The following is a 26,141-nucleotide window of genomic DNA, read 5'->3' on the forward strand; positions in this document are numbered from 1 at the left end:
AGGTTGCCGTTCATGTCAGCTCACCCTCGCTCGATGGGTAATGCGTGGGTCCAGGTAGGGATAGAGCAGGTCGACCAGCAGATTGACCGCCACGAACGCCGCCGCCGACACCGCGACGATCGCCAGCACCACGGGAATGTCCTGGCGCAGCACCGCTTCCTGGGCCAGCCGCCCGACGCCGTTACGGGAAAAGATGGTTTCCACCAGCACCGCGCCCGACACCGTGTTGCCCACCTGCAAGCCGACCAGCGTCAGCAGCGGCAGGGCCGCGTTGCGCAGACCGTGGCGGGCCTGCACCTGGCCGCGGCTCAGGCCTTTGGCGAAGGCCGTGGTGATGTAGGGCTCCTGCCACACCCCCTGGAAACCCCGTTGCAGCACTTGGGCATACACCGCCGCGCTGGGAATCGCCAGGGTGATGGCTGGCAGTACCAGGCTGTCCAGGCCCTGGCTGCCGGTGGCCGGCAACCAGCCCAGGGCGAAGGCGAACACCTGGATCAGCAACAGCCCCATCCAGAACACCGGTACCGAGAAGCCCAGCGCAGGCAGGCGCGCCAGCGCGGTCTTGAGCGGGCGCCATTGGACATAGGCCGTCACGTACGCAAGACCGATGCCGACCACCAGCGACAGCACGATGGCGCTGCCGGCCAAGGCCAAGGTCTGCGGCAGACGCTCGGCCAACAGCGCCGTGACCGGCCGTCCAAGCGACAGCGACTGGCCCAGATCGCCGTGCAGGGCGCGGCCGAGCAGGTCGAGGTACTGCCCCAGCAGGCCCTTGTCCAACCCGTAGTAGGCACGAGCTTTGGCCAGGTCCTCCGGTGACAGGCCATCGGCTTCCATGCCCGAGGCGCTGAGCATGATCGCCAATGTGTCGCCCGGCAGCAGGTAGAGGATCAGGTAGGTCAGGGTGTAGGCGCCCCACAGCACCAACAGGGCCTGGCCGATGCGGCCGATCAGGTAGCGCTTCATGGCTGGCCGACCTGGATGTCGCTGAGCAGCGCGAAGCCCTCGGCGGTCCAGCGGAAGTCCTTGACCCGTGGCGCCGTGGCCGCCTGCCAGACCCGTTCGTACAGCGGGAAGGCCGCCGCTTGATCGAGCAGCAAATCCTGCAACTGTCCGTAGGCCTGCGCCCGTTGCGCATCGGTGGTGGCGCGCAGGCCCTGGTCGAACAGCGCCTGCGCCTGTTCGAGGGTGGCGGGCTCGTAGGCGTTGGTGGCCATGGTCGCGCTGTTGGCCGCGCGCGGGTCGAGGATGGTCTGCAGGATGATCGGGTCGGCGCGGGTCATGTAGGTGGAGGTGAGGTCGTAGTTGCCCGACGCGTTACCGGCGACCCACTCGGCGCGGGTCAGCACGTTGAGCTTGAGGTCGATGCCGACCTTGCGCAGTTGATCCTGCACCAGCACATCGCCAGCGCTTTCGGCCGGGGTGAGGTTGTAGCGCAAGGTCAGGCGCTTGCCGTCCTTGTGCCGGTAGCCGTCCTCGCCCTGATGCCAGCCTGCGGCGTCCAGCAGACGCCCGGCCGCTTGCGGGTCGTAGGCGAGCTTGTCGGCCTGGGGTTTGAAGAAGGGTGTAGTGGTGTCATATACGCCGCTGACCACCGGAAATTGCTTGTTGTAGACGGTGTGCGCGTAGCTGGTGCGGTCGATGGCCTTCTGCAAGGCCAGGCGCACCTGGCGGTCGGCCAGCAGGCGGTCGTTGCGCGTGTTGGGGTAAAGGTTCAAGGCTGGGCCCGGCAGCGAACGGCTCTGGATGCTGGCGCCCTTGGACTGGAACAGCTGCTGGTCGACCTCGGAGAACGGCTGACGGGGCCAGAGGATGTCGACCTTGCCCTGTAGGAATAGACCGTTGCGCACGCTTTCCTCCGGGATGTAGCGCACCTCCACGGCATCCAGATGGGCTGCGCCCCGGTTGCGCACGTTGGCAGAGGCCCAAGCGTAGTCGGCACGCTTGACCAGACGTGCGCCGACCTCCGGGGTGTAGTGCTCGAGGGTGAACGGCCCGGTGCCGATGATCTGGCCCTGGGAGCGCTGCTGGGCACTGAGCCGGTAGGACGCGGGCGCGAGGACCGCCAGGTTGGTGGTGGAGGTCGCTTGCAGAAAGCCCGCGTTGGGCCGCGACAGCACCAGCTTGACGGTGAAGTCGTCGAGCACCTCGCTGTGATCGTAGCCGGCCAGGTAGGTGGCGCCGAAGGTGGCCGGCAGCTCGCGGGCGAAGGCCTTGTCGCTGTCGAAGGCGGTCTTCACGGCATGCGCGTCGAAGCGCTCGCCGTTGCTGAAGGTGACGTCCTGGCGCAGGTGGAAGGTGTAGCTCAGGGCATCGTCGCTGACCTCCCAACTGCGTGCCAGCCAGGGGATGATGCGACCGCTTTGCGGGTCCTGGTCGGTGAGCGATTCGGCGACGTTGCGCAACAGCACGCGGTGTTCGAGCCAATAGACCTGGAACGGGTCGACGCTGACCAGGGTGGTGTTGTCGCCCCAGAACGCGATGTTCAGGGTGTTGCGGGTGGCGCTGTCATCGCCCGGCGAGCAGGCGGTGAGGCTCAGCGTCAGGGCGCCGAGGGCGAACAGGCGGTGCAGTGCGGCCATGGAGGTGAAGTCCTTGAAGTGAGGGACGCGTGTTCGCGCAGGCGCCGGAGCGCGGGTTGTCCGTCTCTACAGGGCGTACTCGCGACCGCCGCGCTCCAGTTGCCGCACCAGCGCATCCCAGTGCCGCTGTATCCCTTCCCCCAATCCATCGGCAAACCGCTTGGATTGCTCGTGCACCTTGGCGATGGCCGCGGGCGAGGCATGCAGCAAACCGTCGTTGCCGCCCGCCTGGGCCGCCACCGGATGTTGCAGGCACGCTCCAGCCCATGCAGTTCGCGGAACGCGTGCTCCACGCTGATGCCGGCGGTAAGCAAACCGTGGTTGCGCAGGATCAGAATGTTGCTCCGGCCCAGGTTGGCCACCAGGCGTTGCTGCTCGTCCAGGTCCAGGGCCACGCCTTCGTAGGCGTGGTAGACCACTCGGCTGTAGTAGGCCAGGGCGTGTTGCGAGATGGGCAGCAGGCCCTCGCGCTGCGCCGACACCGCCACGCCATCGCGGGTATGGGTGTGCAGCACGGCCTGCAAGTCGGGCCGCGCGCGGTGGATGGCGCTATGGATCACGTAACCGGCCTGGTTGATGCCCAGCCCCAGCGGGTCGTCGATGACCGTGCCGTCGACGTCCACCTTGACCAAGTTGGAGGCGGTGATCTCGTCGAACATCAGACCGAAGGCGTTGATCAGGAAGTGCTCGTCAGGCCCCGGCACGCGGGCGGAGAAGTGCGTGTAGATATGGTCGGTCCAGCGAAACAGCGCGGCCAGGCGGTAGGCGGCCGCCAGCTTGACGCGCACCTCCCATTCTTCGGCGCTGACCCGCTCGCGCAGTGACGGTGGGGTGGAGGGCAGGGCGGACAATGCAGGCATGGGGGACGCTCCGAGGGTTCAGTAGCCGCGTGCGAGGTCGACCAGGTTGGCCAATGGCGCCTGCTCGCGGTAGCGGTGGAAGTTGTCGATGAAGGCTTCGAGAAAGGCCGGATGGCCGTCCTCGGACAGGGCCGAGGTGTGCGGCGAGAGGAACACGCGCGGATGCCGGTACAGCGGATGCCCGTCGGGCAGCGGCTCGGGGTCGCTGACATCCAGGCTGGCGCGACCTATCAGGCCGCTGTCCAGCGCGTGCAGCAAGGCGTTCTGGTCGAGCAGCCCGCCACGGGCGATGTTGATCAGGTGCAAGCCGGCGCGCGCATGGCTCAATACCTGCTGGTCGATCGCGCCACGGGTGGCGGCGGTGAGCGGCACGGCGAGCACCAAGTGGTCGCTGCCGGCGAACAGTTCGGCGAGGTCGGCGGCCTGGGCCACTCCCGGCTGCGCGGCGATCGCCTGGCCGGGGCGGTTCAGGGCCAGTACCGACATGCCCAGGGCAGTGGCCTTGCGCGCCAGACTCTGGCCGATGCTGCCGAAGCCGAAGATGCCCAGGGTTCGGCCGCGTACAGGCGCCAAGGGACTCAGGTGCCACTCGGCGTTCCTGACCCACAGGCCGGGCAGCTGTTTGGCTGCGGCGAAGATCAGCGCCAGGGCGAACTCGGCCACGTGCTCGGCGTTGGCCCCCTTGGCGCTGGTGACGGGTGCGCTTTCGAAGAGCCATTCGGGGTAGGCGTCGATGCCTGAGGAGAGCAGTTGAATCCACTTCACCTGCCACGGCCATCCCGCCGGCGCACCATGCAGATGCTGGCCGCGCAGTTTGTGCGGCCGCAGGATCAAAACGTCGGCGGGGGCGTCGACGCTCAGTTGGCCGAGGGCAAGGTCGATGACCCGATGCCCGGGCAGGCGCTCGCGCAGGTGTTGGTTGGACGCCGCGTCGAGCTGACTGGCGATGATCGAAGCACTCATGGTGATACTCGTGTGAAGGAAGTGGGGACGTGCCGAGTGCGGTGGTTGGGTGAAACGGTGCGAGGCGAGCGGCTCATGCCACCTCCCGCGCCAGCGCACGGCGGCCGGCCTGATTGAAGACGACATCGTCCTGCGGTGTATGAATGCGCGCGCACAGCACATTGCGGTAGTGCCGTTCCAGCGCCTGCTGGCGCGACAGGCCAGGGTTGCCAGCGGCTTGCACCGCCAGCGTCACGGCCTCGATGGCCTGGGCGCTGACCAATTGCTTGAGTTGGCCCGCATGGGCGGCGGCGGTATGCCCCGCAGCGGCGCTGTCGAGCAGGCTCTGGTTGGCGAACAGCAAGGTGTCGATGCGCCCGAGCACGTCCTGGAAACGCGGCAGGCTGGCCAGCGGGGCGCCAAGATTGGCGGGCGCACGCGCGTGCAGGAAACCCACCAGCCAGTCGCGCGCGGCACGGGCCACAGCGTCGTAGACCGAGGGCAGCAACACCGCCATCCACAGTTGGGCGCGGTCGTCCAAGGCCGGTAGTGGGGCGCTGGCCGGGCTGACGCCAACGGCGTGGTCGAGCGGGATCAGCACGTCGTCGAAGCGCATTTCATGGCTGCACGTGGCGCGCATGCCCAGGTGGTCCCAATCCTCCTCGATGCGGATGCCGGGCGTGTCGCGGTGCACCAGAAAACCGCCGACCAGAGGGTCGGCATCGTCGCTGCGCGCCCACACCAATAGCCAGCTCAGGCCATGGCTGCCGGTGCAGTAGCGCTTGCGTCCGCTCAGGCGCCAACCGTCCGCCGTGCGTCGCGCCACGGTGGCCGGCAAGCCGCCGCGGGCCGGGCTGCCGAGGTCGGGCTCGACGCGCAAGGCATTGATCAAGGCGCCGTCGCGTACTGCCTCCTCGGTCACCCGCAGGCGCAGGTGTTCGGGCCAGCGCGGGTCGTGTTGCAGGCGTTCGTGCTGCAAGTACTGCATGACCAGAATCAGCGCAGTGGCTGGGTCGCCCTCAGCGACCGCACTGACGATCCGCCGTGCCTGGACGAGGTCCGCACCCCCGCCGCCGAGCGCGGTGGGTGCGACCAGGCCAAGCAGACCGTGGCGGTGCAGCAGGTCGAAATTGTCCTGGGGGAAAGCGGCACTGCGATCGAAGCGTTCGGCGTTGGCTGCCAGGGCCTGCGTCAGCGCGGTGAGGACGCTGTCGGCGGGGAGGGTCATGGGCTTGCATCCCTGAATGACGGTCGTGGGCTAAGACCGTATTCGTCTGGATAGAAGCTGTAAAAGTCTTTCTGGTTCTAAGCTAATTATTTGTTTTGCGGATTTTAATTCTCTTGTTTATGCGATTTTGGCATTTAAAGCGGTGGCGATTCATTGCCCTTGGTCACCGTTAGGAGGCAGCAGCGATCGATACTCGAAAAATAAACGCATATTAGTTTATTCCTAAAATCAATTTAATTTATCTAAAAGAACTCGCTACATTCGCTCCCCAAGGGCCGCACCACGCTGTCCATTCCGCTACCAAGGAGCGTCATGTCCATTCGATCGAAGCTGTTGATCCTCGCCTCGGCCCTGCTGTTGGCGGGGCAGGCCACCGCCAGCGAGCGCCTGACCCTGCGCATCGGTGACCAGAAGGGCAACATGCGCGCCCAGCTCGAAGCCGCCCAAGCCCTGAAGAATCTGCCCTACGACATTCGCTGGGCCGAATTCCCCGCTGCGGCGCCCTTGGCCGAAGCGCTCAACGCCGGCGCCATCGACGCCGGCATCATCGGCGATGCGCCGCTGCTGTTCGTGCTCGCCTCGGGCGCGCCGGTCAAGGCCATCGCCGTAGACAAGTCCGATGCCTATGGCACCGCCTTGCTGGTGCGGCCCGACGCACCGTTGCACAGCGCCAGCGACCTCAAGGGCAAGCGCATCGCCACCGGCCGCGGTTCGATCGGTCATTACCTGGCGCTCAAGGCGTTGGATCAGGCTGGCTTGACCGAGAAGGACGTGGAGTTCCGTTTCCTTGGCCCGGTGGACGCCAAGATCGCCCTGGCCAACGGCTCGGTGGACGCCTGGTCGACCTGGGAACCCTACACCGCCCTGGCCGAGGTCAGCGGCCAGGGCAGGGTGCTGGTCAATGGCCGCGGGCTGTCGAGCGGCAACAGTTTCCTGGCCGCCACCGACCAGGCGCTGGCCGACCCCGCACGACGCGCTGCGCTACAGGATTATCTGAACCGTCTGGCCGACGCCCAGGCATGGGCCAACCATAACCTGGACAGCTATTCGAAGACCCTGGCCGCCATCATCGGCTTCCCCGAGAACGCTGCACGCCTGCAATTCGAGCGCCGCCAGTTGCGCTGGCAGGTAATCGATCCGACTACCGTCGCCGAGCAGCAAGCCACCGCAGATTTCTACCAAGCCCATGGACTGATGAACCAGCACCTCGACGTAGCACCCACCTTCGCCAGCGGTTTCACCTTGAAAACCCGTGACGATGTGGCGGTGCAGCCATGAGCCCCGCGTCGACCTTACGCCGCTGGGGCCTGGCATTGCTGGCTGGCGCGCTGCTGCCGGGCCTGGCCCACGCCGAGCAGACCTTGCGCATCGGCTACCAGAAGTCCTCCACGCTGCTGACCTTGCTCAAGGCGCAGGGCACCTTGGAACAGCGCCTCAAGGCGGACGGCATCCGCGTCAGCTGGCACGAGTTTCCCAGCGGTCTGCCGCTGCTCGAAGCGCTCAACCTGGGCAACGTCGACCTGTCCGCCGATGTCGCCGACACCGTGCCGGTGTTCACCCAGGCCGCCGGTGCCAAGCTCACCTATTTCGCCCGCGAGGCGCCGTCGCCCACCGCTCAGGCGATCCTGGTTCCGGACGACTCACCGCTGCAGACCCTGGCCGACCTCAAGGGCAAACGCATCGCCGTGACCAAGGCGGCCGGTAGCCACTATCTGCTGATCCAGGCCCTGGCCAAGGCCGGGCTGAGCTTCAAGGACATCTCCCCGGCCTACCTCATCCCCGCCGACGGCCGCGCCGCGTTCGAAAACCGCAAGGTCGACGCCTGGGTCACCTGGGACCCGTACGTCGCCAGCGCACAACGACAGCAACAGGCCCGGGTGCTCGCCGACGGCAAGGGCCTGGCCAGCTACCAGCGCTATTACCTGGCGGGCAGCGATTATGCGAAGGCGCACCCCGAGGTGTTGCTGCAGGTCTATGTGGCGTTGCGCCAAATCGGTACCTGGACCAAGGCGCATCCGCGCGAAGCGGGGGCCATTCTCGGCCCGCTGTGGGGCAACCTGGACAGCGCCACCGTGCAGCAGGCCAACGCGCGTCGCAGCTATGACGTGCAGCCGGTGAGGGTGGAGGACCTGGCCGAACAGCAGCGCATTGCCGATGCGTTTCAGCGTGAGGGGCTGCTGCCCAGGCGGGTGGATGCGCGGGATGTGGAGTTGTTCGAGCCCAAACCGCAATGAGGGCACAGACGTGCCCTGGTACACGCAGAGGCTCGTAGCGCAAGAAGTGCCAAACCTGCGTTAGCAGGGTGCCACCTTCGCCACGACCGGTAGTTCAGGCTGCCGCTTCCTTTAATCCAGGAAGCTCGACCATGACCATCGGATCTACCCACAACCATCCTGCCGACCTGGCCATCACGCCCGAATCACCGAGCCTGCCATGGGCTGCACGCTTTCCCAATCCACCCGACCTGTGCTTCGACTACCGCCGGCTGATCGAACAGACCGGCGGCATTGCCCAGGCAACGCGGCCAGAGCATCGCATCGCCATCGTGGGTGCCGGCATCACGGGCTTGACCGCTGCCCGTGAATTGCTGCGCTGCGGCTATACCCACGTCACCCTGTTCGAACAATCGCAGCGTGTCGGCGGCCGCCACCTGACAGTCCCCAGCACACCGTCAGCATCCGCACAGGCCTGCACTCCCTTCGAGCTGGGCGCGATGCGCATGCCCTTCTTCAACAGAACCGGCGAGCCCCCAAAAGCAGGGCGCTCGCTCATGGCGTACTACGCCGACCTCTTCGAGTTGCGCATTTCCGACTTTCCCAATCCCGGTACGCCTTGGGTCAACGCTACCGGCATCTATCTGCGCGAAGGGCAGCTGGAGGGGGAGGGCGATCCTACCTTGCTGATATGGCGCAATGCCCAGGGCGACACACCGCCGCCTACCTCGATACTGCAGCGCGTGCAGGAAAAATGGCTGAGCTTCGCCAAACGTTTCGCCGTTGAAGTGGCCGGTAGGTATGGCACGGCCGAATGGCCGGCATTGTGGTCCGCCATCGTCGAGCGCTATCACCGCTTGTCGTTCCGCGACTTGGTGGACTTGCCCAAGCTGGACGCATTGAACCCCGAGCAGCCAGGTGACTTCGGGGGGCTGGGCATGACGGCCGACGAATCCGCGATCTTCTACTCGATCGGTATCGGCGACGGCAGTTGGGGGGCGTTCTACGACGTGTGCTGCCTGTACCCTCTACGCACTGCAATCTTCGGTTTCAGCAGCCACCTGCAACTGGTGCATGGACGTGTGGACGAACACGGCCAGCCGCTGCCGGCACCTCATCTGCATGCGCAACCCTTGCCCGACAGCCAAGGGCTGCCGTTCCAGCCGCCCGGTTATGTCGGGCTGGTGGCGATGGACGAATGCCAGCTGTTCATGAACATCGCCGAGCTAGGCACTTCCTTGTACGAACACTGCATCGCGCGCCAGGACGGACTGTTGACCGACAGTTCGGTGGTCGCTCTGCAAAAACGTGAAGACGGCAGTATCCGGGTCAGCTACCGCTGGCAGCACAGCGCTTCTGACCACGCGCAATTGCGCAGTGAGGATTTCGAAAGCGTGATCCTGACCCTGCCGTCATGGCTGATCGAGACCAACCTGCGCCTCGAAGGCTTCGGCAAGGCGTTATTACCGTTCTCAGTGATCGATGCCTGGAAACACGCGCACTGGGAAACCAGTTGCAAGGTCTACGCCGGATTGGACAAAGCCTTCCTCGATCACCATCCGCAGCTGCCGCAGATCCTGGTCACCGACAGCTTCGTGCACGATGTCTATGCGTATCGCTACAACGGCAGCTACGCGCAAGACTGCATCCTGCTCAGCTACACCTGGGAAGACGATGCCAGCAAGCTGGCCAGCTTCGATGACGGCGAGTTGGTCGAAAAATGCCTGAAGGAGCTGGACCGTATCCTGCTGCGCTGCACCAATATCGCCGAACCGATTTCCCCTTACGTGGATGTCGGCAACATTCGGATACAGCGTTGGCTCACCGATGCCAATGCCCTGGGTTGCGCCAAGCTGTATCGCGCTGGCACCTACTATGACGCGGTCAGCCTGATGAAATACAACCGCGACCTGGGCGGCGAATCCGGGCTCTACCTGGCTGGAGAGTCTTTTTCCGTCGATGCCGGCTGGACCGAGCCCTGCTTGCGTACCGCCGTCGACGCGGTGATCAACGTGTGCCAGCGCACTCAGGCACGCTTCAACGGCGACTTCATCCTCGACCACTATCCGCATTACCAAGTGCGTTGACGTTTATCAGGAGGCGGGCCTTGTAGGGCGCCTCCCTCAACCGCGTGCGACTATTCCTTCAAGCCCTTCGGAATTTCCCGACTGTCGGCGCTCGACCATCCCCGTTGTACTGGCCGCCTTCCACAACAAACCCAAAAAAGGAAGCCGGAATGACCGACCATTGCACCGCTGTCAGCCCCGTCCGCATCGCCGTCATCCAGTTCGACCCACAAGTGGGTGTCGAACATGGCGAGCGCAACCTCCAACACAGCCTGGCCTTGGCGCGACAGGCGATTGCCGCCGGCGCCAACCTGATCGTGCTGCCCGAACTCTGCAACACCGGTTACACCTTCTCGTCCCGCGCCGAGGCCTATGCCCATGCCGAGACGCTGGGCGCAGGCGATAGCGTGTGTGCCTGGGCGGACCTGGCCCGTGAGCATGGCGTGTACCTGGCGGCCGGCTTCGTCGAGCGCGACGGCCTGAAACTGTACGACAGCGCCGTGCTGTTCGGCCCCGACGGCCTGCTCGGCCACTACCGCAAGGCTCACCTGTGGAACCAGGAAAAGCTCTGGTTCACGCCAGGCGATCTGGGCTTTCCCGTGTTCGAAACGCCCATCGGCCGCATCGGCCTGTTGATCTGCTGGGACATCTGGTTCCCGGAGGTGCCGCGTCTGATGGCCGCCCAGGGCGCCGACATCATCTGCAGCCTGAACAACTGGGTGTGGACGCCGCCGCCGCTGTTTGATGCGGCCGGTCGCTGCATGGCCTCGTACCTGACCATCACCGCGGCCCACGTCAACAACCTCTACATCGCCGCCGCCAATCGCATCGGCAGCGAGCGCGACGGGCGCTTCCTCGGCTGCTCGCTGATCGCCGGCACCAACGGCTGGCCCATCGGCGAGGTGGCCGGTGCCGAAGAGCAATGCATCCTCTACGCCGACGTCGACCTCACCGCCGCGCGCAGCGCGCCCATCTGGAACAGCCTCAACGACCTGCAGCGCGACCGTCGCACCGACCTGTACGACGCTGCGCTCGGCTATCGCCTGCACGCACCGATGCCACGCTGAGGAGGCCGCATGAACCGTCCTACTTCATCTGTCGTATGCCCCAGCACGGCGCTGTTCGTGGCGCTGTCGACCCTGTTGCTGGCCAGCCTGGTTGCCGGGCAGTGGCCCGATTACGCCACGCTCTCCAGCACCCTGGACCAACCCCTGAGCCGCCTGCGCTGGATACTTGGCGACATCAGCGAAGTCGCGTTCTACAAACACGAGTTGCCCGCGCTCGGGCTGCTGTTGGGCGCCTGCCTGGGCCATTGGGCCAATGCGCGAGGGTATCGCTGGCAGGGCTTCGCCATCTGTTACGGCACCGGACTCTGGCCCTGGGTGTTCGTCAGCTCCTTGCTCGGCCTGCTGTTCAGCCACGTGCTGTGGGGCTGGACGTTGAACGGCGGCACCTGGCAGCCGACCTTCGTCGCCTTCGTCTCGCTCCCGGCGGCCATGGTGCTGATGTTCGGTGGCGGCTGGCGCGTGGCGCTCAACGGTGCGCTGTTGGGCGCGCTGCTGGTGACGCCGGCCAGCCTGCTGCTGGTCAACTACCTGTGCTATCCGCTGGGCTTGCCGGTGGTGATCGGCAACGTGCTGGGCATGGCCGTGGCGAGCGTGCTGGCGTTCGTGTTGTGCAAGCGGTGTCCGGTGCTGGTCAGCGGTGGTCTGCGGCCGGAACCTGTGACCGTCGCTGCACCGCCGCCGCGCTATGGCATCGGCTGGACCTTGCGCCGCGTGCTGGCCGATTTCAGCGAAGCACCTTTCTTCGGCAACGAACTGGCCAGCCTCGGCTTGCTGCTGGGCGCCTTCCTGGCCTGGTGGCTGACCCCGGCCGCGCCGGCCTATGGCTCGCAACTGATCGTGCAGATCATCGCCGGGCAGGCGCTGGCCTCGTTGACGGGTGTGCTGTTGTGGCGCAGGCAATGGCAGGCGCGCGGCTGGTACCCGACTTACATTCCGATCGTTTCGCTGGTGCCGGCCGCGGTGCTGACGGTCGGTGGGCACTGGCAGGTGGTGGTGGGCAGCGCATTGCTGGGCGCCGTGTTCGCACCACCCTTGGCGGTAGCGATCAGTCAGCGCCTGCCAAGTTACATGCACGGCTACATCGGCAACGTGCTGTCGATGGCGTTGACCACCCTGGCCCTGGTGCCGCTGTTGGCTTGGGCATTTCCCGGAGGTGAGGGATGAGCCGGTCGAACGTACTGCCCTGGGTGTCGGTCGGCAGCCTGGGCGGCACGCTCAGCATGCAGCCCGACGGCGAGCGTCAGGGCGTCACGCCGAGCCTGGACTGCGAAGCCCTGCTACGCAGCGTGCCGCAGCTCGCCGATCTGGCGCAGGTGCGGGCGCGCACGCTCTGCCTGCAACCCAGCGCCTCCCTCGACATACCCACGCTGCTCGAAGCACTGGGCTGGGCGCAGCGTGAGGTCGAGGCCGGTGCGCGGGCCGTGGTGCTGACCCAAGGCACCGACACGCTGGAGGAGACGGCCTACTTGCTCGACCTGCTCTGGCCCTGCGCCGCGCCGTTGGTGATGACCGGCGCCATGCGCTCGGCGCGCCAGCCGGGCGCCGATGGGCCAGGCAACCTGCTGGCGGCGGTGCAGGTGGCCCTGGCCGAGCGCAGCCGTGGTCGAGGTGTGCAGGTGGTGCTCGACGACACCATCCACCACGCCAGCCAAGTGCGCAAAACGGCCAGCCTGGCGCTGGCGGCGTTCGAGTCGCCTGGTGTCGGGCCCGAGGGCGTGGTGGTCGAAGGCACTGTGCATTACTACCGCCCGGGCCGCGCGCATGCGCCGCTGCCAGTGCCCACCGGGCCGATGCCGCCCGTCGCATTGCTCGAAGCCTGCCTTGGGGCGGATACGGACCTGCTGTGGGCATTGCCGGAGCTGGGCTATGCCGGTGTGGTGATCGCAGGGTTCGGCGCAGGGCATGTGTCGCATGCCTGGGCCGAGGCCTTGGGTGAGCTGGCGGCACAGATGCCTGTGGTGGTCGCCACGCGTACGGGCAATGGACCGACGGCGAGGTCGAGTTATGGGTTCGTCGGGGGAGAGATAGACCTGCAGGCGCGTGGGGTGCACATGGCAGGGGCTTTGTGCCCGCGCAAGTGCCGAGTTTTGCTGGGGCTGCTGTTGGCTTGCGGCAATGTGGGGTTGTTGGAGGGGTGGTTGCGGTAGCTCTGGATTTACCCATCCAGTCTGAACGGGCGTCCTTTCGGGTCGCCCATGACAGTGTGAGTGCGATTCGGATATCTACATCCGCTTATGGATCGATACCGCATTCGCTATCGCAGTTTCTGAGCTCCCATGGCCTGGAGCGCGACGCTCAGCTCGGGTTCGCTCAGGTGATGCCCGTAGTGCCCTACCAGATCGGATTCCCAGCTCATCACTTCGTCGATCACCGCCAATGCCTCTGGCTCGGACAGCTTGTAGTGCTCGCACTGGCTGAGCAATGTAGAGGTAGGGGCTGGCCATCAGAAATCTTCTCTTGAAACGCGCTTGAGACGCACCCGATGTTCCGTGGCGAACGACGCGGGGGAGGTCATCGGCACGTCCTGAAACGCTTCGTCGAGCACGCCCAGGTGCCACAACGCGATCATGTAGCTACGCATCTCCACGGTAGGTGTCCCGGCTTCGATCTTGCCGAGGGTGGTGAGCGACAAACCGGTCTGCGCGGCCAGGTCTTTGCGACGAATTTTCTGTTCGAGTCGACGGGTTCTGGCTAGAAGCCCTATTTTCATTAGCCTGTCGGCACATGCGAGCGGGAAAACTGTCATTTTAAGAACTTCCAAAAAGGTTCTTACAGGCCATAAGGATTGTTATGAAAGATTTTATATAGCTTAAGAAGGCATGGATCAAGTCTGTTGTTTGGCTATGTGAGTACAGCTGCGCAAGCTCGCCGGTGATTGTTATTCCCAGACTTCAGCAGGTCAGTAGACGCGACAGGTCGGTCGATCAATTGCGCATCCGCCTTCAGCCAACGTAGGCTTTCAGGCCTGCCCATTCCAACGTTCAACGATAGCGAAGCCCAATCCATGATCCTGCGCACCCTTCGAAACTGCCTCGGCCTGCTCGTGCTGCCCATCATGGCCGCGTGCAGCGGTAATCAGACCCAGCGCACCGTGGTGTATGAAAACACCGTGCACCACTGGCGAATCGAGCACGTGGTGCAAGAGAATTTTCCAGCCGGGTCGCATCAGTACTACCAGGTCTTTCTCAATGAACGTCCGCTGATACTGCCGGCGAACGCCTTCAACGACGAACGCGATATCCAGAGGTTCCTGGCCGCAGGCGGATTCGACATTGGTGATTGGCGCAACGATTCGGTCGTGGTTACGTTCGAGAACATTCAGGTGCGTGAAGGGAAGACGTATCACTTGATCCGCTCAGTGATGATCACCCCGCAGCTCAACGAACGTGAAGTGGCGTTGACGGATTTGCTGACGCAGCAACAGGTGTTGGTGGATCGGGTGGAGGCGCCCGCTAAAGGCGCAGATTCGAAACCTTGACTGGACATCGTTTCCAGCAAGAAGCTCGTTCGGTCATGTCTACGCCCACGTACAACCCCGGCGGCCTGGTTCACCCCCATGGCAGGCCTCTTGGGGCTGTAGCGCATTCAGTACCGGCCTAGACTGGTACATCGCGCTAATCCCTCAATACTTCCTTTGTAGAAAAACACGTTGGCGAGACCCGCCCCGACTTCCAAATCGAGGCGTGCGGGTACGGCTGTCATGGCTATTTTGCTTCGCCGATGGCTTACCCATCATTAACGCTGTTAATCCCTATATATGGGATAAAGTTTTACATATTGGAATTTCCGCTTCCCCAGGTTTATAGTCGCTTCACTCACTGCCAAAAACACAACAGGTGAAGCGATGCAGGCGCAATTGATCGCGCTCGACTGGGGTACCACCTCTCTTCGTGCTTACAAACTCGCAGCCGACGGCCAGGTATTGGACGTGCGCGCATTGCCCAGCGGCGTCATGCAGCTACCCACCACCCCACGCCCAATCAAGGGTGAGCTGTGCAGCGACGGTTTCGAACTGGCCTTCGACGACGCCTGCGGCGACTGGCTCGACGCCCAGCCCGATTTGCCGGTGATCGCCTGCGGCATGGTCGGCAGTGCCCAAGGCTGGAGCGAAGCGGCCTACCGAGACACCCCCGCCGATGTCACCAGCCTCGGTGCCGCGCTGCATACCGTGCACAGCCGGCGAGGCGTCGACGTGTACATCGTGCCGGGCGTGATCCAGCGCTCGCGCCTGCCCAATGTCATGCGCGGCGAAGAAACCCAAGTGCTCGGCGCGCTGCCCAGTCTGCCCGATGGCGACGTGCTGATCGGCCTGCCTGGCAGCCATTCGAAGTGGGTGCAGGTGGCCGATGGCTGCATCCAGCACTTCGACACCTTCATGACCGGTGAGGTGTTCGCAGTGCTCAGCGAACACAGCATCCTGGGCCGCACCCAACGGCGTGGCGGCACCTTCGACGCTCTGGCGTTCGACCGAGGTGTGCAGGTCGCGCTGTCGAGCGAGGGCGACATCGGCCTGCTTTCCACCCTGTTCAGCGCCCGTACCCTGGGCCTGACCGGCGACTTGAGCGCGACGGCACAGACCGACTACCTCTCGGGCCTGTTGATCGGCCACGAACTGGTAGCACTCGCGAAGGTGCAGCGCCAACGGCACGACAGCGCGCACCTGCCCGCCGTGGTGCTGATCGGCAGCGCCCCGTTGTGCGCGCGTTACGACCGAGCGTTGCAAGCCTGCGGCTTCGGCGCCGCGAGCATCGCCGAACACGCCACCGCGCGCGGCCTCTGGCAACTGGCGCTGGCCGCCGGCCTGGTCCGTGCCGGCACTCCACCTGCCCTTTGAAAGGAGCCCCCAAATGCTCGAACAAGCACTGGCACAGAACGGTTTGATCGCAATCCTGCGCGGGCTGAACCCCCGTGAGGCGGTAGCGGTGGGCGAAACGCTGTATGCCGCCGGCTTTCGCGTCATCGAAGTGCCGCTCAACTCCCCCGAGCCGTACCAGAGCATCCGCCTGCTGCGCGACAGCCTGCCTGCCGATTGCCTGATCGGCGCCGGCACCGTGCTCACGCCCGCCCAGGTGGCGGACGTGAAAGCGGCGGGCGGCCAACTGATCGTCATGCCCCACAGCGATCCACAGGTGCTGCGTGCCGCCAAAGCCGCTGGCCTGTGGTTGGCGCCTGGCGTCGCCACGCCGACCGAGGCCTTCGCCGCCCTGGCCGAAGGTGCCGACGTGCTCAAGCTGTTCCCTGCCGAGCAGATGGGCCCGGCGGTGGTCAAGGCCTGGCTGGCGGTGTTGCCTGCCGGCACGCTGCTGGCGCCGGTCGGCGGCATCACCCCCAGCAACTTGCAGCAGTTCCACGACGCTGGCGCCCGCGGCTTCGGCCTGGGCTCCGGCCTGTACAAGCCAGGCATGACGCCCGAGCAGGTCGCGGCCAATGCCAAGGCTTACGTGACCGCCTGGCAAGCCCTGCGCTGAGCCATCACCGCGCTGCATCCAACAAGAGAGACAAGCAGATGAAAATCACCAAACTGACCACCTTCATCGTTCCGCCGCGCTGGTGCTTCCTCAAGGTCGAGACCGATCAGGGCGTGACCGGCTGGGGCGAGCCCGTGGTCGAAGGGCGCGCCCATACCGTGGCCGCCGCCGTCGAGGAACTGGCCGACTACCTGATCGGCAAAGACCCGCGCAACATCGAAGACATCTGGACCGTGCTCTACCGCGGCGGCTTCTACCGCGGCGGCGCCATCCACATGAGCGCCCTGGCCGGCATCGACCAAGCGCTGTGGGACATCAAGGGCAAGGCCCTGGGCGTCTCGGTCAGCGACCTGCTCGGCGGCCAGGTGCGCGACAAGATCCGCGTGTACTCCTGGATCGGCGGCGACCGCCCGGCCGACACCGCCCGCGCGGCCCAGGAAGCCGTGGCCCGCGGCTTCACCGCCGTGAAGATGAACGGCACCGAAGAGCTGCAATTTCTCGACACCTTCGACAAGGTCGACCAAGCCCTGGCCAACGTCGCCGCCGTGCGCGACGCGGTCGGCCCGAACGTCGGCATCGGCGTCGACTTCCATGGCCGCGTGCACAAGCCGATGGCCAAGGTGCTGATGAAGGAGCTCGACCCCTACAAGCTAATGTTCATCGAAGAGCCGGTGCTCAGCGAAAACTACGAGGCGCTCAAAGAGCTGGCACCGCTGACCAGCACGCCGATCGCGCTCGGCGAGCGGCTGTTCTCGCGCTGGGATTTCAAGCGCGTCCTCAGCGAGGGCTACGTCGACATCATCCAACCCGACGCCTCGCACGCCGGCGGCATCACCGAAACCCGCAAGATCGCCAACATGGCCGAGGCCTACGACGTCGCCCTGGCGCTGCACTGCCCGCTGGGGCCCATCGCCCTGGCCGCCTGCCTGCAACTCGATGCCGCCTGCTACAACGCGTTCATCCAGGAGCAGAGCCTGGGCATCCACTACAACGAGAGCAACGACCTGCTCGACTACGTGCGCGACCCCGGCGTGTTCGACTACGAGCAGGGCATGGTGAAGATCCCCAACGGCCCGGGCCTGGGCATCGAAATCAACGAGGAATACGTGATCGAGCGCGCAGCCATCGGCCATCGCTGGCGCAACCCGATCTGGCGCCACGCCGACGGCAGCTTTGCCGAGTGGTAGCGGCGCGCCCATCCAACCGCTGAACCGACCTCAATAATCACAACAAGAGGCCCCCCCCATGCAGCCGCAGATCCTCGCCGGGCAACCCGTCCTGGTGGCGCCCAGCCGCAAGCGTTTTTTTATCATGGTGCTGCTGTTCATCACCGTGGTGATCAACTACCTCGACCGCAGCAACCTGTCGATCGCCGCGCCCGCGCTGACCAGCGAACTGGGCATCGACCCGATCCACGTCGGCCTGGTGTTCTCGGCGTTCGGCTGGACCTATGCGGCCATGCAGATCCCGGGCGGCTGGCTGGTCGACCGGGTGCCGCCGCGCATTCTCTACACGGCGGCGCTGGTGCTGTGGTCGATCGCCACGGTGTTGCTGGGCTTTGCCGCCAGTTTCATCGCGCTGTTCGTGCTGCGCATGGCGGTCGGCGCGCTGGAAGCGCCGGCCTATCCGATCAACAGCCGTGTGGTCACCACTTGGTTCCCCGAGCGCGAGCGGGCCACGGCCATCGGCTTCTACACCTCCGGGCAATTCGTCGGCCTGGCCTTCCTGACCCCGGTGCTGGCCTGGCTGCAACATGCTTTCGGCTGGCACATGGTGTTCGTCGCCACCGGCGCGGTGGGCATCCTCTGGGGCGTGATCTGGTACCTGGTCTATCGCGAGCCACGCGATTTCAAAGGCGCCAACGAGGCGGAAATCGAATTGATCCGCGCCGGCGGCGGGCTGGTCGACATCCAGGCCGAGCAGGCCAAAGTCAAAGCCAAGTTCAGCTGGGCGGACCTCGGCATCGTGCTCAGCAAGCGCAAGTTGTGGGGCATCTACCTGGGGCAGTTCTGCCTGAATTCGACGCTGTGGTTCTTCCTCACCTGGTTCCCGACCTATCTGGTGAAATACCGCGGCATGGACTTCATCAAGTCTGGCTTGCTGGCCTCACTGCCGTTTCTCGCAGCCTTCGTCGGCGTGCTGTGCTCGGGCTTCTTCTCCGACTGGCTGATCCGCCGCGGCGCCAGCGTGGGCTTCGCCCGCAAGCTGCCGATCATCGGCGGCCTGCTGATTTCCACGGCCATCATCGGTGCCAACTTCGTCGACTCCACGCCGCTGGTGATCGCTTTCCTGGCCCTGGCCTTCTTCGGCAACGGCCTGGCCTCGATCACCTGGTCGCTGGTCTCGACCCTCGCCCCGGCGCGCTTGCTCGGGCTGACGGGCGGAGTCTTCAACTTCATCGGCAACCTCTCGGCCATCGTCACCCCGATCGTGATCGGCTTCCTCGCCAGCGGCGCCTCGTTCGCCCCGGCCATCACATACATCGCGACACTGGCGCTGCTCGGCGCACTGTCGTACATCCTGCTGGTGGGCAAGGTCGAGCGCATCGAGTTGTAGCCTCGGCCTGCGGGCGACCATACTGTCGCCCGCCCATCCGTTCACCGTCGCAGGCCACCCATGCAAGACCCTACCAAGCCCTCCAAGGATGCCGCTCCCACCGGCACCCAGACCCTCCTGCGTGGCCTCGGCGTAGTCCAGGCCGTGGCCGCCGGCGCCCGCGACCTCAAGGCCATCGCCCAGCACATCGGCACCACCCGTAGCACCACCCACCGTCTGGTCAGTTGCCTGGTGGAGGAGCGCTACCTGCGCGTGCTGCCCCAGGTCGGCTACCTGCTCGGCCCCAAGCTGATCGAACTGGGCTTTCAGGCCCGTGAAGAGCTACCCCTGGTGACGCTCGCCGCGCCGTACCTCGACGAGCTGTCGGCCCTGACCGGCGACACCATCCACCTGGCCATCCGCGAAGGCGATGAAGTGCTCTACCTGCACAAGACCCCCGGCCGCAACGGCCCGGAAATGCGCTCCCGCGTCGGCCACCGCATGCCGCTGGCGCGCACCGGGATCGGCAAGGCGATGATGATCGACGACACCCCGGCCGAGTGGCAGCGGCTGTATGAAACCAGCCTGCCGGCCGGCGGCAAGAGCGCGTTCTGGCCGCAGCATGTGGAGCAGACCTGGGCGCAGTTCGAGCGACGCATGGTCGAGTATGCGACGGGGGGGTATGCGTTCGATCTGGAAGACAACGAACCGTCGATACGCTGTGTGGCGGCGCCGGTGCGCGATGCCAGCGGGCGGATTGTGGCGGGGGTGAGTGTGGCGAGTACGGTGCCGTATATGTCGGAGGGGAAGATGGGGGAGTTGGTGCCGGTGGTGAAGGGGGTGGTGGGGCGGTTGTCGGGGGAGTTGGGGTGGGGGTAGGGATGCCGTTTTCCGGCATCCCAGCAAGCGATGTGAACTGGCCGACATGGGTGCGCAGAGGTTGCGAAAGGTGGGCGTCCGTTGAGCTCGGGCTGAAGCCGGGGCGCTGTCACGACCATTATCTTCATAGAGAGTAGCCCTGCATGGCGTCTATCAATATCCGCATCGACGACGTGCTCAAAGCCCGTGCGTACCAACAGCTCGAACGACTGGGTGTCACCCCGTCTGAGTTCGTGCGCCAAGCGCTGCAATATGTGGCCGAAAAAGGAGAACTGCCGTTTTGGCCTGTCTCGATGAGCGAGGAAGACGAACACCTGATCGCGATTGCCAGGGAGCGGCTTGCTTTGCCCCAACGCGTGAAGGCGCAGCTGGAAGACCTATAGCTTCCGCTTCGAACTGATTTATCGATGTTTATGTAAGGGGCTAATCAGACGAAGAGGTCAGTCTTGGATCGTGCTTTTTCCTGACCCGCTGGGGCTGGCAATAAGACGACGTTTAGGCGCACCCACCGATTTTGCGCACGCTGAAGCGCTTTCCCATCGTCACCTTCATACCGGGTTTCGTCTCCGCCATTACTTCAATACGCCCATCTGCGTATCTGGCCATAAGACGGTTTTGCTCGAGGGTTACCACGGTGTGGCCTGCCGCTACGGCTTGGAAATAGGCGAGGCGAGTCGCCGCTGCGGCTATCGCTGGAATCTGGCTTTCCAGATATTCGATGACTTCATCGCTAAGGCGTGTTTGATGCCTAGTTTTCATCGGGCTACCCGAGTCATCTGGTGGAACCTGAACCACTGCGTTGAGCCAGCCGGCTCACCAAAGCGTGAGCCGTGCAATCGTCTCGGAACGCTCCGGCCTGCTCAAAGACCAGCTCTAAAGACGACCAGGCCGCTTAACGGCCCAATTAGCGGACGTCTCAATTACTCATCATGTCGATAGCCTCAACGCCTGGCGCGCACGTGCCATCCAGCTCACATTCGATCGCCTCGACATACATACACGTTCTTCAGCGTCGATCAGCCTTGGCATGTCTCTGATGCGCATCCAACGCTCACCACCCCAGTACATAAAACTCGTCACGTGCCCGCCGGGCCAAGCCATGGAATCAAGGTGTGGCGAGTGCGCATCATCACTGCAAGCGCCCCTGCGTAATGCCTCGACTACCTCGTGCGTGAGCCAATGACGAAGGCTGCGATTCTCGGGAATATAGTGATGCGCAAGCAACGTAGAGGCGCCAGACTCACTAATCATTGTTGTCTCGCTGAACTGGCCATAGCGAAACAGCTGCACGACTCGATGTTGATCGGCATCGAGCTTACGGATGCAGCGCTGATCGTAGAGTCGGCCGGCCATACGACCCAGCTCGTGGGCGCAGAACCAGGCTTGGGCGTCGAGCCAAAGCGTGTGAAGGGGGCGGTTGTGGCGGGTAAACAGACTAGGTTCGAAACGAGTGTTCATATAGGGCCTTCCTTGATCAGGAGAGCCGTTGCTAACGGGAACGGGTTCCGCCGCGTGAGCGTTCTTAAGCGCTGGGAAACGTTATCGTGAGATGTTGAGTTAGGCAATAACGGCAGTGTAGGAGACTTCCTAACTTAGAGAGCCAACCTTAAAAATGTATTCCGAGCAATAAAAAGGCTGCCAAATGGCAGCCCTTCCAGTTCCAGCCCGGACCATCAGTCCCAGCTCAACGCCCCACCCGTCTGATACTCAATCACCCGCGTCTCAAAGAAGTTCTTCTCCTTCTTCAAGTCCATGATCTCGCTCATCCACGGGAACGGGTTGGTCGTCCCTGGGTACTCTTCCTTCAAGCCGATCTGCGTCAGACGACGGTTGGCGATGAACTTGAGGTAGTCCTCCATCATCGCCGCGTTCATGCCCAACACACCGCGCGGCATGGTGTCGCGCGCGTATTCGATTTCCAGCTGGGTGCCTTGCAGGATCATCTGCGTGGCTTCGTCTTTCATCGCCGAGTCCCACAGGTGCGGGTTCTCGATCTTGATCTGGTTGATCACGTCGATGCCGAAGTTCAGGTGCATCGACTCGTCGCGCAGGATGTACTGGAACTGTTCGGCGACGCCGGTCATCTTGTTGCGGCGGCCCATGGAGAGGATCTGGGTGAAGCCGCAGTAGAAGAAGATGCCTTCCAGTACGCAGTAGTAACCGATCAGGTTGCGCAGCAGTTCTTTATCGGTTTCCGGGGTGCCGGTGTTGAATTCCGGGTCGGAGATGGCGCGGGTGTACTTCAGGCCCCAGGCGGCCTTTTTCGCGACCGACGGGATCTCGTGGTACATGTTGAAGATCTCGCCTTCGTCCATGCCCAGCGATTCGATGCAGTACTGGTAGGCGTGGGTGTGGATCGCTTCCTCGAAGGCCTGGCGCAGGATGTACTGGCGGCATTCGGGGTTGGTGATCAGGCGGTACACGGCCAGCGCTAAGTTGTTGGCGACCAGGGAGTCGGCGGTGGAGAAGAAGCCCAGGTTGCGCATGACGATGCGCCGTTCGTCTTCGGTCAGGCCGTCCTGGCTCTTCCACAGGGCGATGTCGGCGGTCATGTTGACCTCTTGCGGCATCCAGTGGTTGGCGCAGCCATCGAGGTACTTCTGCCAGGCCCAGTCGTACTTGAAGGGTACGAGCTGGTTGAGGTCGGCACGGCAGTTGATCATACGCTTTTCGTCGACCGCGACGCGGGCGGCGGAGCCTTCCAGCTCGGCCAGGCCTTCGGCGACGTCGAGGTCGTTCAGCGAGGCCTTGGCGCGCTTGACCGCGTCGGAGTCGGCGGCGGTGGCGGCGCGGGCTTCCTGGGCGGCGGCGTCGCCGGCGCTGTCGAGGCGGTCCAGGTTGGCGGTGGCGGCGGCCTGGGCAGGCGTAGCGGTCTTGGCGGCGACTTCGCCGTCTTCTTTATCGAATTCGTCCCAGCTCAGCATGGTGGATGCTCCGGCTTGAGGGCCCTATGCAGGTAGGGCCGTGGAAAGGGGATGCGGTTCCTGACCCTTTGTCGGGGTGATGCAGTGCACGCAAATCAGGTAAGCCCGGTATGGGGCGGCCGAGGCGGCTAGGCCTCGGTTTGTTGTGTTGAGTGTTGCGGTGGCGCGTCCGTGTTGTATGGCGCTGCCCGGCGGAAGCATGGGGGAGGCCGGACTGACGATGACTGCAGCTGTCAGGGCTGCTGCGCAGCCCATCGCGGCTGAAGCCGCTCCCACAGGGACCGCGCTCGATGCGCGGCGTCGGGCCTTATTGGCAGGCTTCGCAATCCGGCTCGTCGATGGCGCAAGCTTTAGGCACCGGGGCGGGGCCGGCGGCCTGGGCCGGGGCGCTGTCGCCGCCGCTCGATACGGCGTTGAGCTTGCCGGTGTTGATGGTCGACTTCTCGGTGCTGGTCGCGGCCAGGGCACGGAGGTAGTAGGTGGTCTTCAGACCGCGGTACCAGGCCATGCGGTAGGTCACGTCGAGCTTCTTGCCCGAAGCGCCGGCGATGTACAGGTTCAGCGACTGCGCCTGGTCGATCCACTTCTGGCGACGGCTGGCGGCATCGACGATCCACTTGGTCTCGACTTCGAACGCGGTGGCGTACAGGTCTTTGAGTTCCTGCGGGATGCGCTCGATCTGCTGCACCGAACCGTCGTAGTACTTCAGGTCGTTGATCATGACCGCGTCCCACAGGCCGCGCGCTTTCAGGTCGCGGACCAGGTACGGGTTGATCACGGTGAATTCGCCCGACAGGTTCGATTTCACGTACAGGTTCTGGTAGGTCGGCTCGATCGACTGCGACACGCCGGTGATGTTGGCGATGGTCGCGGTCGGCGCGATGGCCATGATGTTCGAGTTACGGATGCCTTTCTGCACGCGGGCACGCACCGGCGCCCAGTCCAGCGACTCTTCCAGGTTGACGTCGATGTACTTCTGGCCACGGGCTTCGATCAGGATCTGTTGCGAGTCCAGCGGCAGGATGCCCTTGGACCACAGCGAACCCTGGAACGTCTCGTAGGCGCCGCGCTCGTCGGCCAGGTCGCAGGAAGCCTGAATGGCGAAGTAGCTGACCGCTTCCATCGACTTGTCGGCGAACTCGACGGCCGCATCCGAGCCATAGGCGATGTGCTGCAGGTACAGCGCGTCCTGGAAGCCCATGATGCCCAGGCCCACCGGGCGGTGCTTGAAGTTCGAGTTGCGCGCTTGCGGCACCGAGTAGTAGTTGATGTCGATCACGTTGTCGAGCATGCGCACGGCGGTGTTGACGGTGCGTTGCAGCTTGGCGGTGTCGAGCTTGCCGCCGACGATGTGGTTCGGCAGGTTGATCGAGCCCAGGTTGCAGACCGCGATTTCGTCCTTGTTGGTGTTCAGGGTGATCTCGGTGCACAGGTTCGAGCTATGCACCACGCCCACGTGCTGCTGCGGCGAACGCAGGTTGCACGGGTCCTTGAAGGTCAGCCATGGGTGGCCAGTCTCGAACAGCATCGACAGCATCTTGCGCCACAGGTCTTTGGCCTGGATGGTCTTGAACACCTTGATCTTGTTGTACTCGGTCAGGGCTTCGTAGTACTCGTAGCGCTCTTCGAAGGCCTTGCCGGTCAGGTCGTGCAGATCGGGCACTTCGCTCGGCGAGAACAGGGTCCACTGACCGTCGTCGAAGACGCGCTTCATGAACAGGTCGGGGATCCAGTTGGCGGTGTTCATGTCGTGGGTACGACGGCGGTCGTCACCGGTGTTCTTGCGCAGCTCGATGAACTCTTCGATGTCCAGGTGCCAGGTTTCCAGATAGGCGCAGACCGCGCCCTTGCGCTTGCCGCCCTGGTTGACCGCGACGGCGGTGTCGTTGACCACTTTCAGGAAGGGCACGACGCCTTGGGATTTGCCGTTGGTGCCCTTGATGTAGGAGCCCAGCGCACGCACCGGGGTCCAGTCGTTGCCCAGGCCACCGGCGAATTTCGACAGCATGGCGTTATCGTGGATCGCGTGGTAGATGCCCGACAGGTCGTCCGGCACGGTGGTCAGGTAGCAGCTCGACAGCTGCGGACGCAGGGTACCAGCGTTGAACAGGGTCGGGGTCGACGCCATGTAGTCGAACGACGACAGCAAGTTGTAGAACTCGATGGCGCGGGCTTCTTTGTCTTGTTCTTCCAGCGCCAGGCCCATGGCCACACGCATGAAGAATACCTGCGGCAGCTCGAAGCGGACGCCGTCCTTGTGGATGAAGTAACGGTCGTAGAGGGTCTGCAGGCCCAAGTAAGTGAACTGCTGGTCGCGCTCGTGATCGATGGCCTGGCCCAGGCGCTCGAGGTCGAAGTCTTTCAGCGCAGGGTTGAGCAGTTCGAATTCGACGCCCTTGGCGATGTAGGCCGGCAGGGCCTTGGCGTACAGCTCGGCCATCTCGTGGTGGGTGGCGCTGTCGGCCACTTCCAGGAAGCCCAGGCCTTCGGCGCGCAGGGTGTCCATCAGCAGGCGGGCGGTGACGAAGGAGTAGTTCGGCTCGCGCTCGACCAGGGTCCGGGCGGTCATCACCAGGGCGGTGTTGACGTCTTTCAGGGCGACGCCGTCGTACAGGTTCTTCAGGGTTTCGCGCTGGATCAGGTCGCCATCGACTTCGGCCAGGCCTTCGCAGGCTTCGCTGATGATGGTGTTCAGGCGGGTCATGTCCAGCGGCGCCTTGCTGCCGTCGGCCAGGGAGATGCGGATGGTCGGGTGCGGCTCGACCACGGCGTCGGCGTTGGCGCGGGTGGCACGCTCCTTGGCACGCTGGTCGCGGTAGATGACGTAGTCGCGGGCGACTTTCTGCTCGCCGGCGCGCATCAGGGCCAGTTCGACCTGGTCCTGGATCTCTTCGATGTGGATGGTGCCGCCCGAGGGCATGCGACGCTTGAAGGTGGCGGTGACCTGCTCGGTCAGGCGCGCGACGGTGTCGTGGATGCGCGACGAGGCGGCAGCGGCGCCGCCTTCAACTGCGAGAAACGCCTTGGTGATGGCTACGGTGATCTTGTCGTCGGTGTACGGGACGACAGTGCCGTTACGCTTGATCACGCGCAATTGGCCGGGCGCAGTGGCGGCCAGATCCTGGTTGGAAGCGGCGCCCTGTGGCAGCGTCGTCTGCAGGTTCTCGCGAGTTGTGTCGGTTTGCATCGGTGGGTGTCTCCACAGTTTCTATAGTGTTCGGGCGCCTTGTGGGCGCCCACCGGTTCTGTCCACGTTATTAACCGCCGAACAGCGATGCGACGCGCGCATTCGCTCGTTCGGGCGTGCCGACTCCGGGACAGACTCAGGAATTAGGGCAGACGAATGCCACTCCCTGGCCGAAGTCAAAGGCTGCGGG

At 64.3% G+C, this 26,141-nt stretch carries 21 protein-coding genes and 1 pseudogene; 13 read left to right on the forward strand and 9 right to left on the reverse strand.

Annotation, left to right across the window (positions count from 1 at the left end):
• Positions 1-15 precede the first annotated feature (15 nt).
• The 5 genes and pseudogenes from AA0Z93_RS13845 to AA0Z93_RS13865 all read right to left on the reverse strand — a co-directional run bounded on the left by AA0Z93_RS13845 (position 16) and on the right by AA0Z93_RS13865 (position 5,612).
• Positions 16-966 (reverse strand): ABC transporter permease, encoded by a 951-nt coding sequence (locus AA0Z93_RS13845; protein ID WP_413048319.1) that lies wholly within the window; start codon positions 964-966, stop codon positions 16-18.
• Positions 963-2,582: an ABC transporter substrate-binding protein gene (locus AA0Z93_RS13850; protein WP_413048318.1), complete on the reverse strand. Its 1,620-nt coding sequence runs from the start codon at positions 2,580-2,582 to the stop codon at positions 963-965. The genes AA0Z93_RS13845 and AA0Z93_RS13850 overlap by 4 nt, the downstream gene beginning before the upstream one ends.
• A 66-nt stretch (positions 2,583-2,648) precedes the next feature.
• Positions 2,649-3,442: pseudogene (locus AA0Z93_RS13855) on the reverse strand (class II aldolase/adducin family protein).
• Between the two features lie 18 nt (positions 3,443-3,460).
• Entirely contained in the window at positions 3,461-4,405 is a 945-nt protein-coding gene (locus AA0Z93_RS13860) for an NAD(P)-dependent oxidoreductase (RefSeq protein ID WP_413048317.1), read from the reverse strand.
• A gap of 73 nt (positions 4,406-4,478) precedes the next feature.
• Entirely contained in the window at positions 4,479-5,612 is a 1,134-nt protein-coding gene (locus AA0Z93_RS13865) for an acyl-CoA dehydrogenase family protein (protein ID WP_413048316.1), read from the reverse strand.
• Positions 5,613-5,924: 312 nt separating this feature from the next.
• Here AA0Z93_RS13865 and AA0Z93_RS13870 point away from each other — a divergent pair, with 312 nt between their 5' ends.
• The 6 genes from AA0Z93_RS13870 (at position 5,925) to AA0Z93_RS13895 (ending at position 13,105) form a co-directional block, all read left to right on the forward strand.
• On the forward strand, positions 5,925-6,890 hold the full coding sequence (locus tag AA0Z93_RS13870) for an ABC transporter substrate-binding protein (RefSeq protein ID WP_413048315.1): 966 nt from the start codon (positions 5,925-5,927) through the stop codon (positions 6,888-6,890).
• The gene (locus tag AA0Z93_RS13875; protein WP_413048314.1) at positions 6,887-7,846 is read left to right on the forward strand and encodes an aliphatic sulfonate ABC transporter substrate-binding protein; all 960 of its coding nucleotides are present in this window, start codon (positions 6,887-6,889) and stop codon (positions 7,844-7,846) included. Before AA0Z93_RS13870 ends, AA0Z93_RS13875 begins: the two co-directional genes overlap by 4 nt.
• A 131-nt stretch (positions 7,847-7,977) precedes the next feature.
• Complete coding sequence (locus tag AA0Z93_RS13880; RefSeq protein WP_413048313.1) at positions 7,978-9,912, forward strand: flavin monoamine oxidase family protein; 1,935 nt, start codon at positions 7,978-7,980, stop codon at positions 9,910-9,912.
• 149 nt (positions 9,913-10,061) lie between these two features.
• Positions 10,062-10,958, forward strand: coding sequence for a nitrilase family protein (locus AA0Z93_RS13885; protein WP_413048312.1), 897 nt, complete (start codon positions 10,062-10,064; stop codon positions 10,956-10,958).
• A gap of 9 nt (positions 10,959-10,967) precedes the next feature.
• Positions 10,968-12,122: a hypothetical protein gene (locus AA0Z93_RS13890; RefSeq protein WP_413048311.1), complete on the forward strand. Its 1,155-nt coding sequence runs from the start codon at positions 10,968-10,970 to the stop codon at positions 12,120-12,122.
• Positions 12,119-13,105, forward strand: coding sequence for an asparaginase (locus AA0Z93_RS13895; protein WP_413048310.1), 987 nt, complete (start codon positions 12,119-12,121; stop codon positions 13,103-13,105). The genes AA0Z93_RS13890 and AA0Z93_RS13895 overlap by 4 nt, the downstream gene beginning before the upstream one ends.
• A gap of 296 nt (positions 13,106-13,401) precedes the next feature.
• Here AA0Z93_RS13895 and AA0Z93_RS13900 read toward each other — a convergent pair whose 3' ends face one another.
• Positions 13,402-13,668, reverse strand: coding sequence for a helix-turn-helix domain-containing protein (locus AA0Z93_RS13900; protein ID WP_413048309.1), 267 nt, complete (start codon positions 13,666-13,668; stop codon positions 13,402-13,404).
• Positions 13,669-13,962: 294 nt separating this feature from the next.
• On the opposite strand from AA0Z93_RS13900, the gene AA0Z93_RS13905 reads away from it, so the two are divergent.
• From AA0Z93_RS13905 to AA0Z93_RS13935, 7 genes are all read left to right on the forward strand, one after another.
• On the forward strand, positions 13,963-14,436 hold the full coding sequence (locus tag AA0Z93_RS13905) for a hypothetical protein (protein ID WP_413048308.1): 474 nt from the start codon (positions 13,963-13,965) through the stop codon (positions 14,434-14,436).
• A gap of 366 nt (positions 14,437-14,802) precedes the next feature.
• Positions 14,803-15,792, forward strand: a complete 990-nt coding sequence (locus AA0Z93_RS13910; RefSeq protein ID WP_413048307.1) for a 2-dehydro-3-deoxygalactonokinase — start codon at positions 14,803-14,805, stop codon at positions 15,790-15,792.
• A 13-nt stretch (positions 15,793-15,805) separates the two neighbouring features.
• On the forward strand, positions 15,806-16,426 hold the full coding sequence (locus tag AA0Z93_RS13915) for a 2-dehydro-3-deoxy-6-phosphogalactonate aldolase (RefSeq protein WP_413048306.1): 621 nt from the start codon (positions 15,806-15,808) through the stop codon (positions 16,424-16,426).
• Between the two features lie 38 nt (positions 16,427-16,464).
• The gene (gene dgoD, locus AA0Z93_RS13920; protein ID WP_314491043.1) at positions 16,465-17,613 is read left to right on the forward strand and encodes a galactonate dehydratase; all 1,149 of its coding nucleotides are present in this window, start codon (positions 16,465-16,467) and stop codon (positions 17,611-17,613) included.
• Positions 17,614-17,671: 58 nt separating this feature from the next.
• Positions 17,672-18,982, forward strand: a complete 1,311-nt coding sequence (locus tag AA0Z93_RS13925) for an MFS transporter (protein ID WP_413048305.1) — start codon at positions 17,672-17,674, stop codon at positions 18,980-18,982.
• 60 nt (positions 18,983-19,042) lie between these two features.
• A complete protein-coding gene (locus tag AA0Z93_RS13930) occupies positions 19,043-19,840 on the forward strand; it encodes an IclR family transcriptional regulator (RefSeq protein ID WP_413048304.1) in 798 nt (265 codons plus the stop codon).
• 143 nt (positions 19,841-19,983) lie between these two features.
• Complete coding sequence (locus tag AA0Z93_RS13935; protein ID WP_413048303.1) at positions 19,984-20,223, forward strand: type II toxin-antitoxin system RelB/DinJ family antitoxin; 240 nt, start codon at positions 19,984-19,986, stop codon at positions 20,221-20,223.
• Positions 20,224-20,767: 544 nt separating this feature from the next.
• On the opposite strand, the gene AA0Z93_RS13940 is transcribed toward AA0Z93_RS13935, so the two are convergent.
• The 3 genes from AA0Z93_RS13940 to AA0Z93_RS13950 form a co-directional block, all read right to left on the reverse strand.
• Positions 20,768-21,298, reverse strand: coding sequence for a Bro-N domain-containing protein (locus AA0Z93_RS13940; RefSeq protein ID WP_413048302.1), 531 nt, complete (start codon positions 21,296-21,298; stop codon positions 20,768-20,770).
• 215 nt (positions 21,299-21,513) lie between these two features.
• Positions 21,514-22,764 (reverse strand): ribonucleotide-diphosphate reductase subunit beta, encoded by a 1,251-nt coding sequence (locus AA0Z93_RS13945; RefSeq protein WP_313741308.1) that lies wholly within the window; start codon positions 22,762-22,764, stop codon positions 21,514-21,516.
• Positions 22,765-23,071: 307 nt separating this feature from the next.
• Positions 23,072-25,951, reverse strand: coding sequence for a ribonucleoside-diphosphate reductase subunit alpha (locus AA0Z93_RS13950; RefSeq protein ID WP_413048301.1), 2,880 nt, complete (start codon positions 25,949-25,951; stop codon positions 23,072-23,074).
• Positions 25,952-26,141: the final 190 nt, after the last annotated feature.

Source organism: Pseudomonas phoenicis (assembly GCF_047302395.1).
Taxonomy (GTDB): domain Bacteria; phylum Pseudomonadota; class Gammaproteobacteria; order Pseudomonadales; family Pseudomonadaceae; genus Aquipseudomonas.